A 15023-nucleotide genomic window follows, 5' to 3' on the forward strand; every position below is an offset into this window, starting at 1 on the left:
CGGCGTTGCCTCAGGACAACTGCGGCTTCAAGAACCGGCCGTGCAGCCGATGTAGCGGGGCCGGCGCCCACCAGTTGCGGTCACCGAGCAGAGTCATCACCGCCGGCAGGAGCAGGCCGCGCACGACGGTGACGTCGAGCAGGAGCGCGACCGCCATGGCGAAGCCGATCTCCTTGACGGCGATGAGGTCGCCCAGCAGGAAGCCGAGGAACACCACGCCGATGCACAGCGCGGCGGCGGTGACCACCGGGCCGGACTTCTCGAGGCCCGCGCGGACCGCCTGGTCGCCGGCGCGCGGGTGGGTGCGGGCGTTCGGGTGGGTGCTTGCGTCCCATTCCTCCTTGATCCGGGCGAGCAGGAAGACCTCGTAGTCCATCGAGAGCCCGAACACGAACACGAACAGCAGGACCGGCGTGGTGACGTCGATCGCGCCCCACGAGTCGAAACCCAGCAACGCGTCGCCGACTCCCCACTGGAACACGACGACCAGCACCCCGAGGGTGGCGAGCAGGGTGAGCGCGTTCATCAGCAGCGCCTTGACCGGCACCACCAGCGAGCCGGTCAGCACGAACAGCAGCACCGCCGTGGACAGCAGGATGACCAGCACCGCGACCGGGAACCGGGCGGCCACCGACTCGCGGTAGTCGGCCAGTTCCGCGGCGGCGCCGCCGACGAGCACCGGGAACGGCGGATCCGCCGCCCGGATCGCACGGACCACGTCGCGGGAGGCCGGGCCGGCGGTCTCGCCCTCGGGCGTGACGTCGATGATGGCCGCCCCGGCGATGTCGGGCCGCGGTTCCACCCGCAGGACGCCGTCGAGCGTGTTGAGGGCGTTCAGGAAGTCGCGGGCCGGAAGGCCGGCCGGATCGGCGTCGACCACCACGACAATCGGATCGGCCTGCCCGCCGCTGAAATCGCGCTGCACCTTCTCCTGCAGCTTGCGGGCCTCGGCCCCGGCCGGCAGCGCGCGGGCGTCGGAGTTCTCCAGGTTGACCGCGAGCAGGAACGGCAGTGACAGCGCGAGCAGCCCGGCCGTGACGGCGAGCGCAACCGGCGCCGGCCGCTCCTGCGCAAAGGCGGCGAGCCGGGCGAGCAGCCCCGGCCCAGGTTCGGGGCGGCGACGGCGCGCGACCGCATCCGGGCGGCCACTCAGCGCGGCCCCTGCCGGGCGGCGACTTCGCGCGGCCGCAACGGGGCCGCGGCGCAGCCCGGTCGCAATGAGGCCACGGCGCAGCGCGGCCGCGACGGCGCGGCGGAAGGCGAGCACCCGGGTGGAGTCGTGGGGCCCGGGGATGCGGCGGTGGGCCACGGCGATGAGCGCGGGCACCGCCGTCAGGCCGGCCAGGGTGGCCAGCAGCACCGCGGCCGCGCCGCCCAGCGCCATCGCGCCGAGCAGCGGCTCGGCGAACGCGAACAGCCCGGCCATCGCGGCGCCGACGGCCAGCCCGGAGATCAGCACGGTACGGCCGGCGGTCGCGGTGGTACGGGCGACCAGCTCCTCGACCGGGGCGTCGGGATCGGCTTCGCGCTCCTCGCGGAACCGCGCGATGACCAGCAGCGCATAGTCGACGGCGAGCCCGATCCCGAGCAGCGTGACCACGTTGACGGTGAACTCGCTGACCTCGGTGAGCGCGGTCAGCCCGTACAGGCCGAGCAGCGTCACCGACACGGCGGCGAGCGCGGCGGCGAGCGGGATCGCGCCGGCGACGAAGCCGCCGAGAACAAGCACCAGGACCACCAGCAGGGCGCCGAGCGCGACCGACTCACCGAGGGCCGCGTCCGCGATCGCCTGGTCGGCGAACGCGCGCTCGGCGAGCTTCTCCCCGCCGACCAGCACCTCGGGCGCGTCGATGCGGTGCAGCGCGCCGGCGACCGCGTCCTCCGCCTGCTCCCGCCGGTCGTCCGGCAGGCCCGCCTCCAGCTCGACCCGGATCAGCGAGCTCCGGTTGTCGGCCCCGATCCGCCCGCCGGGAGCGCTGTACAGGTCGTCCACCTCGGCGACGCCGTCCATCTCCCGGATCTCGCCGGTGACCACCGTGATGTCGCCGACCAGCGCCTGGTCGTAGACGTCGCGTCCACTCACGACGGCGACGACCACCGGCCCCTCGGGCTGCAACTGCTCGGCTCGCTTCTCCGCGAGCTGCGACTCGGCGTCCGGCCGCAGGCTGCCGGCGGCGCCGAGCCGTTCGAAGACCTGGCCACCCAGGACCAGCCCGGCGACGATCAACACCAGCCAGGCGCCGAGCACCAGCCATCGACGGCGAGCACACGTACGGCCGAGCGCGCCTAGCATCACCGCGGCATGCAAACACTTTCGCGTTCGCCGCGCCAGCCTCCGGACAGACGCCAGTTCTGACCGGTCGGCGGGCGGCTGCTGCGACCTACGTCTATTTAGGATTCCTTAAATCTTTCGAGGGTGGGGGGCTGCCCGTGTTCCGGCGTGCACTCGGTGGGTTGGTCGCGGTGGCGGCCGTGGTGACGATGTCGTCCTTCGTCGGTCCGCGGCCCGCGTCGGCGGTGGCGCTGCCCACCGGCTTTCAGGAGCAGATCGTCTTCAGCGGTCTCAGCTCGCCGGTCGATCTGGAGTTCGCGCCGGACGGACGTGTCTTCGTCGCCGAGAAGGGCGGCCGCATCAAGGTCTTCGACGACCTCGCCGACACGACCCCCACGGTGTTCGCCGACCTGTCGGCCAACGTGCACAACCAGTGGGACCGCGGGCTGCTCGGCATGGCGCTGGCGCCCGGTTTCCCAGCCAACCCGTACGTGTACGTGCTCTACACCTATGACGCGCCGCCCGGCCAGACCGCCCCGGTGTGGAACGACGTATGCGCCAACGCGAACGACGGGCGTTGCGTGGTCACCGGCCGGCTCTCCCGCCTGCAGGCCGCCGGCGACACGATGACCGGCAGCGAGCAGGTGCTGCTGCACGACTGGTGCCAGCAGTTCCCGAGCCACTCCATCGGCGACATCGCGTTCGGCGCCGACGGGATGCTCTACGTCTCCGCCGGTGACGGCGCGAGCTTCAGCGCGGTCGACTACGGCCAGTTCCCGGCGGGCGCGCCGACCAACCCGTGCGCCGACCCGGCCAACGAGGGCGGGGCGCTGCGCGCACAGGACATCCGCACGGCCGCCGACGAGACCCAGCTCGACGGCGCGCTGCTGCGGCTCGACCCGGCCACCGGCGCGGCCGCGCCCGGCAACCCGAACATCGGCGCGGCCGACCCCGACACCCGCCGGATCGTCGCCAACGGCCTGCGCAACCCGTACCGGATCACCATGCGGCCGGGCACCAGCGAGGCCTGGATCTCCGACACCGGGTGGAACACCTGGGAAGAGGTCAACCGGGTGGTCAACCCCACCGCGGGCGTGACCAACTTCGGCTGGCCGTGCTGGGAGGGCAACGCCCGGCAGTCCGGGTACGACAGTGCCGACCTGTCCATCTGCGAGAGCCTCTACACCGCGCCGGCCAGCACACACACCGCGCCGTTCGTCGCCTGGAACCACGCGAGCAAGCTGGTCGCGGGCGAGGCCTGCCCGACCGGCAGCTCCTCGTCGACCGGCGTGGCGTTCTACCCGACGGCCGGCGGCCCGTACCCGGCCGCGTACAACGGCGCCGTCTTCTTCGCCGACTACTCGCGCCGGTGCATCTGGGCGTCGCTGCCGTCGACGCCGGGGGGCCTGCCCGACCCGGCCAACCTGCAGACGTTCGTCTCCGACGCGGCCGGCCCGGTCGACCTCGAGGTCGGCCCCGGCGGCGAGCTCTACTACGCCGACCTCGGCGGCACCATCCGCCGGGTGCGCTACTTCCCGGGCAACCAGCCGCCGAGCGCGGTCATCGACGCCACGCCCACGCAGGGTCCGGCGCCGCTGACCGTGACGTTCAACGGCGCCGGCTCCACCGATCCCGACCCGGCCGACGAGGGTCGCCTGCGGTACGCCTGGGACTTCACCAACGACGGCGTGACCGACTCGACCTCGCCGACGGCGACGTTCACCTACACGACGACGGGGTCGTACACCGCGCGGCTGACGGTGACCGACACGTTGAACGCGACCAGCACCAGCACGGTCACCGTCACCCCCGGCAACGAGGCGCCGACCGCGGTGATCGACACGCCGGCCGCGGGCACGACCTGGAAGGTCGGCGACACGATCGCCTTCTCCGGCCACGCCACCGATCCGCAGGAGGGCGCCCTGCCCGCGTCCCGCCTCACTTGGGACCTGGTCATGCACCACTGCTCCGCGCCGGACAACTGCCACGAGCACGCCATCCGCAGCTGGACCGGCGCGGCGTCCGGATCCTTCGAGGCGCCGGACCACGAGTATCCGTCCTATTTGGAGCTCAAGCTGGTGGCCACCGACCAGGAGGGCCTCACGCATGCCGTGACGCGCCGGCTGGACCCGAAGACGGTCGACCTGACCTTCAACACCCTGCCGACCGGGCTCCAGCTCACCGTCGGCTCATCGTCGGGCACGACGCCCTTCTCCCGTACGGTGATCCAGGGCTCGACCAACTCGGTGTCCGCGCCGTCGCCGCAGGGTTCTTCGACGTTCGCGTCGTGGTCCGACGGCGGCGCGCAGACCCACGTGATCACCGCGCCCACGACCGCCACGACATACACCGCGACGTACGCGACCGCCCCGGCCCCGCAGCGGATCGGCTACACCCAGGCCGGCGCGTCGCTGGACAGCGGCGACATGAACTACATGAACGGCTCGCGGTTCGTCACCGGGTCCGATCCGGCGACGGTGACGTCCATGTCGGTGTATATGAAATCGGTGCAGGCGGCCCCGAACAACCAGTACCAGCTCGCCGTCTACGCCGACTCCAACGGCTCGCCCGGCGCCCGGGTGGCCACCAGCACGTCGGGCGCGCTGACGGCCAACTCGTGGAACACCCGGCCGATCGCCGCGACGCTGGCCGCCAACACCCCGTACTGGCTCATGTACAACACCAACGGCAACAACAACCTGAGCTACGACGCGGGCACGGCCAACCAGGGCGCCTGGAGCGCACCGACGTCCTTCGGCACGTGGCCGAACCCGTTCGGCACGTCCAGCCGGTGGAACGCGAAGTTCTCCATCTACGCGACCACCGGTGCGGACACCGCCGCGCCGACGGTGACCTCCTCGACCCCGGCCGGCGGCGCCACCGGCGTGGCCACCAACGCGCCGATCACCGTACGGTTCAGCGAGAGCATGGCGGCCGGCACCATCACGCCGGCCAACCTGGAGCTGCGCGGCCCGGGCGGCACGCTGGTCAACCGCACCGTCACCTACGACGCGGCCAACCAGGCGGCGACGATCACCCCGTCCGCCGCGCTGGCCGCATCCACGCAGTACACGGTGACCGTCCGGACCGGCGTGACCGACGCGGCGGGCAACGCCCTCGCGGCCAACCACCAGTTCTCGTTCACCACGACCGACCCGAGCGCCCCGCGGCTCGGGTACGACCAGGTGGGCGGCACGCTGGACGCCGGCGACATGAACTACATGAACGGCTCGCGGTTCGTCACCGGCCCCACCGGCCTCACGGTGAGCCAGATCTCCGTGTACCTCAAGGCGGTGCAGGCCGCGCCGGCCAACCAGTACCAGGTGGCGATCTACACCGACGCGAACGGCTCGCCGGGCGCCCTGGCGGCGTCGAGCAGTTCGGGCACGCTGACCGCCAACTCGTGGAACAGCCGACCGGTCACCGCGACCCTGGCGCCGAACACGGCGTACTGGCTCATGTACAACACCAACGGCAACAACAACATGAGCTACGACACCGGGAGCGCCAATCAGGGCGCTTGGAGCGCACCGACGTCGTTCGGCACGTGGCCGCCGTCGTTCGGCACATCCTCCCGCTGGACCGCCAAGTTCTCGATCTACGCCTCGTAGTGCCGAGGCAAACCGCGCCGAGGCAACCGCGGCGAGGCAACCGCGGCGACTGTCATTCGCGGCCGCCGATCACGTCGGTGGGGGCTGCGCGCATCGCGTGGCGCCGCGGAGGCCCGCCGCGGGTCAGATCAGCGAGTGAGGCTGATCGGGGACCTGTGACGGTTGAACGGGTGTCTCGTCCGGCGCCGGCCGGCGCACGCCGCGGATGAGCAGGTAGCCGACCATCCAGAACTCGCCCACGGATGCGGGATAGGCCATGGCGTCGAAGAGGGCCTGCGCGTCGCCGGCCAGGTAGAAGACGAACGGGCTGAGCACGTATCCGACGCCGCCGACCACCAGGATCCAGCCCAGGGCGCGGGGCATCCAACGGGAGCGCAACACGCACCAGCCCATGGGGATCAGCCACAGGCCGAAGAACAGGGCTCCCACGATCCACATGTTGAGGCTGATCAGGTACAGCGTCTGGACGGTGGCCGCGGCGTCGCCGAACGGGTCGGCGGAGACCTGGACCGCGGTGCCGAGCATGGCCGCGCTGACGAGGCCCACGACGGCGTTGACCAGGCCGAAAGCGGCGATCCCGAGCGCGGCGACGGAATCCACGGTGCGGAACAGGCGGTAGAACCAGGCGGCGGTGAGGGTCTGGGCGACGACCATGGCCAGTTCCAGGGCCACGCCCACGCGGGCGAGCGAGCTGTGCGTGACCAGGTTGGCCAGCGTCGCGCCGGGGTCGTCGGCGGCGAAGAGCCGCGGGCGGATGACGAGGAAGCCGAGAACGGCGGTGATGGCCATGCCCAGGTAGAACAAGCCGGTCGTGCGGGCGGTGCGGGTCAGCGCGTGCATGATGACTCCTCCTAAGGGTCGGGGTAGCCGAAGACGTCGTCGAGGGGCACCTGGAAGACCCGCGCGATCTGGAAGGCCATCTCCAGCGACGGGGAGTAGCGGCTCTGTTCGATCGCGATGATGGTCTGGCGGGTCACCCCGATGCGGTCGGCCAGCTCGGCCTGGGTCATCTCCCCGTGGGTGAAGCGCAGCTGCCGGATGGAGTTCGTGACTCTGGTCGGTGGCTTGCCCATCGGTCACCAACCCCGCCGGTAGGCGACGATCTTCACCACCGACGAGGCCAACGCGGCCAGGACGAATGCCAGGTAGAGCGTGTGAGCGATCCAGAACTGCTCGGCCTCGGCCATCGCCAGGACCAGCGGCACGATCGCGGCGATGCTCATGACGTAGAACCCGGCGAGCTCACCCCGCCGGTTGATCTCCCGATCGCGCTCGTCGATCCGGTCCGGCTCCTTGCGGGAGACCATGGCGGCCACGATGGCCAGGACGATGCCGGCGGCGATCCCGGCGCCGATCGAGGTGACCATCGGTCCCACGTAGGCGATCTCCGCCACGTCCCCACCCGGCACTTTGGACAGGACAAACGCCACGTACGCAATCGGGACGACGACGCCGACCAAGGCGGAGATCCAGGTGCGCTTCTCCTCGGAGGACATGTGCTCGAAAGTAAAGCAGAGCTAACATCATGTCAAGAATCTTTTACTCGACCCCGGGTGTGAAATCATGGCCGGATGGCAGGCAAGCGACGGCTGGCGAGCCTTGGCGTCGCGCTGGCCGCCGCCGGGACGATGCTCTTCGCCCCGGCCGCCGGGCGCGGAGCAGAGGCGGCGCCGGTCAACGCGCGGGTGGCCTGGCCGGGTGCGCAGCGCGGCGTCATGACGGCGGCGCTCGGCGACGGGACGCTCTTCGAGCCGGCCGTCTTCGTCGACGCCAAGCAGGCGGTCGGCACCGCGCTCACCGCCGACGGCAAGACGATGCGCCTGCTGCTGCGCCGGGCCGACGGCACCGCGCGCTCCCTGCGGACCCTGCCGATGAGCCAGAACCCGTCCTTCGAGAGCGCGACCATCGACGGCCAGACCCTGGTCTGGGCCGAGAGCACCAAGGCCGGCGAGGATCTCTGGACCGCCGACCTGCGCGACGGCCGCCCACCCCGCCGCCTTACCGCCGACCTCGGCGACGCGCGCTTCTACCAGTCCCAGTACGACCTGGTGGTCGCCGAGGGCCGGGTGCACTGGGTGGCGGCCGGGGCGGGCGACACGACCGAGGTCCGCTCGGTCGATCTCCGCGGCGGCGGGCCGGTCGAGGTGCGACAACAGCCGGGCACCTGGGCGCTGTCGGCCTGGCCGTGGCTGATCGACGGGCTGACGGCGGCGGCCGGCACGACGCGGCTGCGCAATCTGACGACCGGCGAGACCCGAGCCGTCCCGGCCCACCGCCGCGGCGTGACCGCGTGCAGCCCGGTCTGGTGTCAGGTCGTCGCCTTCGACAAGGACGGCTATCCCCGGATCGACCTGGTGCGGCCGGACGGCGAGGACCGCCGGAAGGTCGCCGACGGCACCGCCGCGACGGTCATCGCCGACCCGGCGGTGCTGGACCGCTTCGAGATCTTCTCGCAGCAGACCGGCAACTCCGACCTGACCGGCCACGTGCAGCTACTGGCCTACAAGATCGACACCCGGACCGTCGTGGAGATCAGCCCGGACGCGACCGACGTCTCGTACAAGAACGGGGTCTTGTGGTGGTCCACCGGGACACAGGAGGACTACGTGCGTCACTCGTTGGACTTGCGGTCGGTCTGATCGGCTTCCCAGGGCTGCGGCACATAGGGCGCGGAGTTTCCCCAGCCCCAACGGGGGACGGGCGCGTGCTCGATGATCTCGACGCCGGGCTGGCTGTTGAACACCGCGATCCGGGAGCCCCACTCCAGGTAGGAGACGAACGCCTGGCGGGTGTCGGGATCGTCGGGGAGCAGCACCTGGTCGGCGGTGCGGGCGAGGAGGGCGACCCAGCGGACCCGCTGCTCCTCGGTGAGCGCCCGGTTCATGTGGGCGTGGACCATGTGCTCGTAGCCGCCGTGGTGGGCGGTGTAGTCGGCGGGACCGCCGAAGGTCTCGGCCAGCCAGGCCGCGACGTGCTTCGGATGGTCGGGGTCCATGCCGCGGAAGACGGGCTCGAGCAACTCGTCGGGCTCGTTGAGGATGCCGTCGTAGAACGCGGTGGTCAGCCGTTCCAGAGCCGCGATGCCGCCGATCCACTCGAAGAGGGTGGGCGTGTTGTCGAGCTCCGGCGGGACCGGGTCGCGGAAGCCCGCATACCAGTGGGAGCCGTCGCAGAAGGGCTTGTTCCGGGAGTGGCCGCAACGGCAGAGCGTCTGCTTCTCCCGTACGGAATAAGGCTTGTTGTTTGCTCCTATGACCTGAACGGCGCCGCGGACGCGATAGGGGCCGTCCACGATCGGGGTGATCGACGGCGCGTCGTGCTCCTCGGCCGGCAGGGCCAGCGCGCCGGACGGACAGCCGCGGACGACCTCGGCGATCTGCGCGGGACTGTCGGCCGAGGGGTCGACGAACGGCTCCTCGTCGGCCCGGAACACCCGCGGCAGCCGGTCGGTGCACTGTCCGAAATGGGCGCACACGCTGCGGTCGTCGGTGAGCGTGATGCCCTCGGCGTCATAGGTCTCGCGCTGGTCGGAGGCCTGCGGCGCGGTCTCCGGACCCGACCAGCCCTTGAGGCCGTGCGTCGAGTCGCAGAACGGCTTGTTGCGTGAGCCACCGCAGCGGCACAGGTGCCAAATGCCCTCGCGGCGCAGCTCGTTGCCCTCGGTGTCGCGGATCGAGATCTCGCCCTCGACCCGATACGGACCGTCCTCGGTGACCCTGATGATTACCACGTAATCATGTAATCACGTGAGCGCCACGATCACTATCCCGGCGGCGGCCGCGGCGAGGAGGGTCAGCACCGGTCCGCGGCGGAACACGAAGACGAGGATGAGCGCGCCGGCCAGGATCGGGTACTGCCAGGGCTCCTCGAGCGCGCGGACCAGTGGGACGGCGGAACCGAGGATGGCGCCGATCGCGGCCGGGCCGGCGCCGTCGAGGAAGGCGCGCACCCGGCGGTCGGCGCGGAGCCGATCGAAGCGGTGGGCGCCGAGCAGGATGAACGCGAACGAGGGGCTGAACGCCACGACGGCGGCGAGCAGGCCGCCGGCCAGGCCCGCCGCCGCGTAGCCGACCACCGCGACCGTGTGCACGACCGGGCCGGGCGTGACCTGGCCGAGCGCGACGGCGTTGAGGAACTGCGCGGCGGTCATCCAGTGGTAGTGGTCGACGGCGTCGGCCTGCATGAGCGGGATGATGACGAAGCCGCCGCCGTAGGAGAGGGCGCCGACCTTCAGCGCGACCCACGCGACCGACAGCAGGACGCCGCCGCTTAGGCCGACGGCGACAAGCGGCCGGCTTTGGCGAGACGAAGCCGGCAAGCCCTGTGCGACAACCTCGGCCACACCGCAGGCGATGAGCAGCAGCACCAGCCACGGCCCGACGGTGGCCGCCGCGACCGCCCCGAGCACCAGGTAGATCGACCACCGCACGCGGCTGCTGTGCTCGGGCGCACGACGCCACCCGGGCGGCATCAGGCTCCAACCGGCATGCAGGGCGACCGCGGCCACCGCCGCGCCGGCTCCGGCCCCGGCGGCCGTCACCGCGACCGGCGGATCGCCCTCCAGGAAGAGCGCCGCCAGGGCCAGGATCACGATCAGCCCGGGCACGATGAAGGCCGCGCCGCCGACCAGCGCGCCGGCCCGGCCGCGCACCCGCCACGCGCAGAAGATCGCCAGCTGGGTGGACGCCGGGCCGGGCAGCAGGTTGCAGGCGGCGATGGCGTCCTCGAACTCCTGCGAAGTGATCCATTTGCGGTCGTCGACGCAGAGTTTGCGCAGCAGGGCGATGTGCGCGGGCGGGCCGCCGAAGCCGATGCAGCCGATCCGTCCCCATTCCTTGAGGACGGTGCCGAGGCCGACGGTCACGGTTGGAACAACTCGACCGGGTTGCCGGCCGGGTCGTCCAGGACGATCTGCCGGCCGCCCGGGCCGGACACGACCTCGCTGCGGAACTCGACGCCGGCCTTCCGTAGCCGCGTGACCTCCGCGTCGATGTCGTCGACGAGCAGGTGGATGCGGTTCCAGCCGCCGGGGCCGGGCTTGCGGCCGTCCGGCATCGGACGCGCCGCCGAGCTTTCCGGTCCCGAGAGCAGGAGCAGCAGGTTGCCGCGCCGCACGTCGGCGAACGCGGGCGGGAACACCCTCTCGCCGGGAACGAAGCCGAGGTGCCCTGTGTAGAAGTCGATCGCGGCCCGCACGTCGTCCACCAGGTAGCGGACGTGCACGGCGCCATCAACGGCAGTCATGACGTCTCCTTCTTCAGACTGTGCAGCAGGAAGGTGATCCGCTCGTCGAGCGCCTCCGCGAGCCGGTCGAATTCGGCCCTCTCGGACGGTTCGGGCGTGCTCCAGTGCGTCGGCTGCGGGTGGCCCGGGAACTCCGGGCAGACCTCGCGGACCTTGTCGCACAGGGTGATCACCCGGTCGAAGCGCTCGCCGGCGAACTCGCTCAGATGTTTGGGCCGGGCGCCGGCGAGGTCGATGCCGCGGGCGGCCATGGCCGCCACGGCATCAGGGTGGAGGGGCTTGGGGTGGCTGCCGGCGCTGCGGGCTTCAACCGATTTTCCCGTACGGCTACGCAGCAGCGCCTCCGCCATCTGGGAGCGCGCGCTGTTGCCGGTGCACAGGAAGAGCACCCGCGCCGACACTCCCGCCGGATGCGCCGGCGGCGTCAGTCGCAGCCCCGGATGAAGGGCGCCGCCGGTGTCGGCCAGCAGGGCGGCACAGCGCGCCAGGTTGAGCGCGTAGTAGGTGTCGCGCCGGTCGGCACTGCTGCGCCGGGCGGTGACCAGGTCGGCCTTGCGGAGCTTGCCGAGGTGGTACGACACCAGGTTTTGCGGCTGGCCGAGCAGCGCGGTCAGCTCGTGCACCTGCCGGTCGCCGGCGGCCAGCTCGTTCAACAGCCCCCAGCGCACCGGGTGGCCGGCGGCGCTCAGGAAGGCCGGAGGTTCATGCCCCATGCCCCGATTACATCAAAACGATTTGATGCATTCAACCTCAGCGGTCAAGGTCCTTCAGAATGCGATGCAGGATGGCCGGGGTCTCGCTCAGCTCCGCGGCCTCGATGAACAGCCGGCCGATCGCCGCCGAGTAGCGGTCGACCTCCTCGCGCTTGTCCATGTACAGGCCGCCGGTTAGGTGCTCGACATACACAATGTCGGACAATTCCTGATACGGGAATCGAAGGATGCTGAAGGCGCCGCCCGACGCCGCGTGGCCACCCGACGCGAACGGCATCACCTGGATGCTGATGAACGGGTTGTCGGTGAGCTCCAGCAGCGAGGCGATCTGCTCGCGCAGCGCGGCGCGGCCGCCGATCGGCCGGTGCAGCACCGCCTCGTCGAGCACCACCCACACCTTGGGCGGGTTCGGCTGGGTAAGCCGCTTCTTGCGCTCCATCCGCAGCTGGGCCCGCTTGTCGACCTCCTCCGGCGCCGACTTGCCGTACCCGATGCTGATCACCGCGCGGGCGTACGCCTCGGTCTGCAGCAGGCCCGGGACGAACTGCACCTCATACGTACGGATCAGCTCGGCGGCCTCCTCGAAGTCGAGGTACGTCTGCAGCCAGGTGTCGGTCACATCGCCGTACGGGTGCCACCAACTCGGCGCGTTCGCCTCCTTGGCGAAGGCCAGCAACGCCTCGCGCTCGGCCTGATCGTGGACGCCGTACAGCGTGAGCAGGTCGGCGATGTCGCGTTCCTTGAAACCGACCCGGCCCAGCTCCATCCGGCTGATCTTGGAGTCGGACGCCCTGATCGGGTGACCGGCCTCCTCACGGCTCAGGCCCGCCCTATGTCGCAGGGCGCGCAGGCGAGCGCCGAGCTGCATGCGGCGCACCGTCGAGCCGCCGCCCTGTCCCTGAGTCACCTCGCCCCGCCCGCATCTCGTCTACAGTGGAAGGTCTTGATCTTCGGGCGCTAGCATACCCATGAACAGCCCGACATGGACTCGCCGATGGGGGCAATCATGACCGACGCCGACGCCAAGCTGGACACCAGCATTCCGCATTCCGCCCGTGTGTGGAACTACTGGCTGGGTGGGAAGGACAATTTCGAGGTCGATCGGCAGGTCGGTGACCAGTTCTCGGGCCTGTACCCCGACATCACCGTAGTGGCGCGATCCTCGCGGGGCTTCCTCAAGCGGGCGATCACCTTCCTGGCCCAGGAGGCCGGCATCCGGCAGTTCCTCGACGTCGGCACCGGCATGCCCACCGCGGAGAACACCCACCAGGTCGCGCAGGCCGCCGCGCCCGACTCCCGCATCGTCTACGTGGACAACGACCCGCTCGTCCTGGTCCACGCCCGCGCCCTGCTGACCGGCACGGCCGAGGGCGCCACCGAGTACATCGACGCCGACCTGCGGGAACCGGCCGCGATCCTGGAGGCCGCCGGGCGCACCACGCTGGACCTGTCCAAGCCCACCGGCCTGATCCTGATGAACATCCTCGGCCACGTGCCCGATCTCGACGAGGCGGTGTCGATCGTCCGCCGCCTGCTGGCCGCGCTGCCGTCCGGCAGCTACCTGGTCACGGCGGACGGCACCAACGTCATCGACGGCCCCGCCTTCGAGGAGGCGATCGGCGTCTGGAACGCGAACGCGCCGCTCTCCTACCACCTGCGCCGCCCCGAGGAGCTGGCCCGCTTCCTCGAGGGCCTCGAGATCATCGAGCCGGGCCTGGTGCCGTGCTCCAAGTGGCGCCCGCCGGCCGACGCTCCCGCCGAGGACTTGCGCGAGGTCGACGAGTTCGGCGCGGTCGGCCGCAAGCCGTAACTTTCACGTCCTCCTGGCGGTGGTCACCACGAAGGGGATCACCGCCAGCGCGAGCAGCCCGCCCGTGATCGACAGCGCCGCGTAGCTGGTGGCGGCCATGAGCAGTCCGCTCGTGATACCGCCACCCGCACCCGCGAGAGCCACGCACAGATCGACCGTCCCCTGCGTCCGGGCTCGCGTCTCCAACGGCGCCGCATCGGTGATCATCGCCGTCCCCGCGACCAGCCCGAGGTTCCAGCCGAGACCGAGAAGAGCAAGGGCAAGAGCCAGCAGCGGTACGGAGTCATCCGGCGCCGTCGCCGACACAAGCCCCGCCCCGAGCAGCGTGACCCCCGAGGCGACGGCCACCGGCACGCGCCCGACACGGTCCACCAGGATGCCCGTGATCGGCGACGGCAGGTACATGGCCGCGATGTGCACCGCGATCACCAGCCCCGTGGCTGCCAGATCGTGCCCGTGGGCCTTCATGTGCACCGGCGTCATAGTCATCACCGCGACCATGGTCAGCTGCGTGAGCACCATCGTCGCCGCGCCGGCGAGCACGCCACCCGAGCCCGCCGGCACCGCCCCCGCAATCGTCCCCGCCCGCGCCGGACCCGCCGCGCTTGCCTGCGCCGACCCCGCCGTGCTTGCCTGCGCCGACCCCGCCCTGCTTGCCTGCGCCGACCCCGCCGCGCTTGCCTGCGCCGACCCCGCCGTGCTCGCGGTTGCCGGCCCTGCTGCTGCCTGCGGCTCTTCCGGCGGCAGCGCGCGGGAGACCAGCAGCGGGTCGGGCCGCAGCAGCAGAAACAGGATCGTCCCCGCCACCGCGTAGGCCGCCGCCGACAGCGCGAACGGCCCCGCCAGCGCCGGGATCCCCCAACGCTCCGCCACACGCCCGGTCACGGAGACCAGGTTGGGCCCGATCACCGCCCCCACCGTCGTAGCCACCAGCACCGAGCTGACCGCCCGCCCCCGGCGCCCCGGCTCGACCAGGTCCGCGCCGGCGTAGCGCGCCTGCAGGTTGGTAGCCGTGCCCGCGCCGTAGACGAGCAGGCACACCAGCAGCAGCACGATGTTGCCGAGCGCCGCGGCCACCACCACGCCCGCACCACCGAGCGCCCCCGCCGCATACCCCGCCGTCAGCCCCGCGCGCCGCCCCAGCCGCTGCGACAGCCGCCCGACTCCGAGCGCCGTAGCCGCCGAGCCCGCCGTGAACAGCGCCGACGGCAGCCCCGACAGCCGACTGGTCCCCAGCATGTCCTCGGCCAGCAGCGCCCCCACCGTGACCCCCGCCGCCAGCCCCGCCCCGCTGAACACCTGCGAGGCCATCACCACACTGATCGTCCGGTGATGCAGCGCCTGCCGCGACTCGTAATCGGTCAGCAAGGTGT

13 protein-coding genes are annotated in these 15023 nt (G+C 71.4%); 3 read left to right on the plus strand and 10 right to left on the minus strand.

The features are described from left to right. Window positions 1–10 precede the first annotated feature (10 nt). Entirely contained in the window at window positions 11–2293 is a 2283-nt protein-coding gene (locus tag ACQPZX_RS38250; RefSeq protein ID WP_433385683.1) for an MMPL family transporter, read from the minus strand. Between the two features lie 137 nt (window positions 2294–2430). Here ACQPZX_RS38250 and ACQPZX_RS38255 point away from each other — a divergent pair, with 137 nt between their 5' ends. Further along, on the plus strand, window positions 2431–5883 hold the full coding sequence (locus ACQPZX_RS38255) for a PQQ-dependent sugar dehydrogenase (protein WP_433366706.1): 3453 nt from the start codon (window positions 2431–2433) through the stop codon (window positions 5881–5883). Window positions 5884–6006: 123 nt separating this feature from the next. On the opposite strand, the gene ACQPZX_RS38260 is transcribed toward ACQPZX_RS38255, so the two are convergent. Genes ACQPZX_RS38260 through ACQPZX_RS38270 form a run of 3 tightly spaced genes read right to left on the minus strand, consistent with a single transcriptional unit; the run spans window position 6007 to window position 7379 of the window. Beyond that, window positions 6007–6723, minus strand: coding sequence for a DUF4386 domain-containing protein (locus ACQPZX_RS38260; RefSeq protein WP_433366709.1), 717 nt, complete (start codon window positions 6721–6723; stop codon window positions 6007–6009). Between the two features lie 11 nt (window positions 6724–6734). After that, entirely contained in the window at window positions 6735–6956 is a 222-nt protein-coding gene (locus ACQPZX_RS38265) for a helix-turn-helix transcriptional regulator (protein ID WP_433366712.1), read from the minus strand. 3 nt (window positions 6957–6959) lie between these two features. Beyond that, window positions 6960–7379, minus strand: a complete 420-nt coding sequence (locus ACQPZX_RS38270; RefSeq protein WP_433366714.1) for a hypothetical protein — start codon at window positions 7377–7379, stop codon at window positions 6960–6962. Between the two features lie 75 nt (window positions 7380–7454). Here ACQPZX_RS38270 and ACQPZX_RS38275 point away from each other — a divergent pair, with 75 nt between their 5' ends. Next, window positions 7455–8522, plus strand: a complete 1068-nt coding sequence (locus tag ACQPZX_RS38275; RefSeq protein ID WP_433366717.1) for a hypothetical protein — start codon at window positions 7455–7457, stop codon at window positions 8520–8522. Here ACQPZX_RS38275 and ACQPZX_RS38280 read toward each other — a convergent pair. From ACQPZX_RS38280 to ACQPZX_RS38300, 5 genes are read right to left on the minus strand one after another with little or no spacing between them, the layout of a single operon-like run. Beyond that, complete coding sequence (locus ACQPZX_RS38280; RefSeq protein WP_433366720.1) at window positions 8495–9613, minus strand: CDGSH iron-sulfur domain-containing protein; 1119 nt, start codon at window positions 9611–9613, stop codon at window positions 8495–8497. The genes ACQPZX_RS38275 and ACQPZX_RS38280 overlap by 28 nt on opposite strands. Window positions 9614–9625: 12 nt before the next feature. Further along, window positions 9626–10747 (minus strand): chromate efflux transporter, encoded by a 1122-nt coding sequence (gene chrA / locus ACQPZX_RS38285; protein WP_433366723.1) that lies wholly within the window; start codon window positions 10745–10747, stop codon window positions 9626–9628. Then, window positions 10744–11127, minus strand: a complete 384-nt coding sequence (locus tag ACQPZX_RS38290) for a VOC family protein (protein ID WP_433366726.1) — start codon at window positions 11125–11127, stop codon at window positions 10744–10746. The genes chrA and ACQPZX_RS38290 overlap by 4 nt, the downstream gene beginning before the upstream one ends. Further along, complete coding sequence (locus ACQPZX_RS38295) at window positions 11124–11840, minus strand: ArsR family transcriptional regulator (RefSeq protein WP_433366728.1); 717 nt, start codon at window positions 11838–11840, stop codon at window positions 11124–11126. Before ACQPZX_RS38295 ends, ACQPZX_RS38290 begins: the two co-directional genes overlap by 4 nt. A gap of 37 nt (window positions 11841–11877) precedes the next feature. After that, window positions 11878–12708: a helix-turn-helix domain-containing protein gene (locus ACQPZX_RS38300; protein ID WP_433385686.1), complete on the minus strand. Its 831-nt coding sequence runs from the start codon at window positions 12706–12708 to the stop codon at window positions 11878–11880. Window positions 12709–12846: 138 nt separating this feature from the next. On the opposite strand from ACQPZX_RS38300, the gene ACQPZX_RS38305 reads away from it, so the two are divergent. After that, window positions 12847–13650 (plus strand): SAM-dependent methyltransferase, encoded by an 804-nt coding sequence (locus tag ACQPZX_RS38305; RefSeq protein WP_433366731.1) that lies wholly within the window; start codon window positions 12847–12849, stop codon window positions 13648–13650. Between the two features lie 3 nt (window positions 13651–13653). On the opposite strand, the gene ACQPZX_RS38310 is transcribed toward ACQPZX_RS38305, so the two are convergent. Beyond that, window positions 13654–15018: an MFS transporter gene (locus ACQPZX_RS38310; protein WP_433366734.1), complete on the minus strand. Its 1365-nt coding sequence runs from the start codon at window positions 15016–15018 to the stop codon at window positions 13654–13656. Between the last annotated feature and the right edge of the window lie 5 nt (window positions 15019–15023).

The sequence above is a fragment of the Actinoplanes sp. CA-142083 genome (genome assembly GCF_050942195.1).
In the GTDB taxonomy this organism is placed as follows: Bacteria; Actinomycetota; Actinomycetes; order Mycobacteriales; family Micromonosporaceae; genus Actinoplanes.

Bases quoted from the DNA above. Each gene is read 5' to 3' on its own strand.
- ACQPZX_RS38250 (WP_433385683.1), bottom strand. From the start codon at position 2,293: ATGCTAGGCGCGCTCGGCCGTACGTGTGCTCGCCGTCGATGGCTGGTG.
- ACQPZX_RS38260 (WP_433366709.1), bottom strand. From the start codon at position 6,723: ATGCACGCGCTGACCCGCACCGCCCGCACGACCGGCTTGTTCTACCTG.
- ACQPZX_RS38265 (WP_433366712.1), bottom strand. From the start codon at position 6,956: ATGGGCAAGCCACCGACCAGAGTCACGAACTCCATCCGGCAGCTGCGC.
- ACQPZX_RS38270 (WP_433366714.1), bottom strand. From the start codon at position 7,379: ATGTCCTCCGAGGAGAAGCGCACCTGGATCTCCGCCTTGGTCGGCGTC.
- ACQPZX_RS38275 (WP_433366717.1), top strand. From the start codon at position 7,455: ATGGCAGGCAAGCGACGGCTGGCGAGCCTTGGCGTCGCGCTGGCCGCC.
- ACQPZX_RS38290 (WP_433366726.1), bottom strand. From the start codon at position 11,127: ATGACTGCCGTTGATGGCGCCGTGCACGTCCGCTACCTGGTGGACGAC.
- ACQPZX_RS38295 (WP_433366728.1), bottom strand. From the start codon at position 11,840: ATGGGGCATGAACCTCCGGCCTTCCTGAGCGCCGCCGGCCACCCGGTG.
- ACQPZX_RS38300 (WP_433385686.1), bottom strand. From the start codon at position 12,708: ATGCAGCTCGGCGCTCGCCTGCGCGCCCTGCGACATAGGGCGGGCCTG.
- ACQPZX_RS38305 (WP_433366731.1), top strand. From the start codon at position 12,847: ATGACCGACGCCGACGCCAAGCTGGACACCAGCATTCCGCATTCCGCC.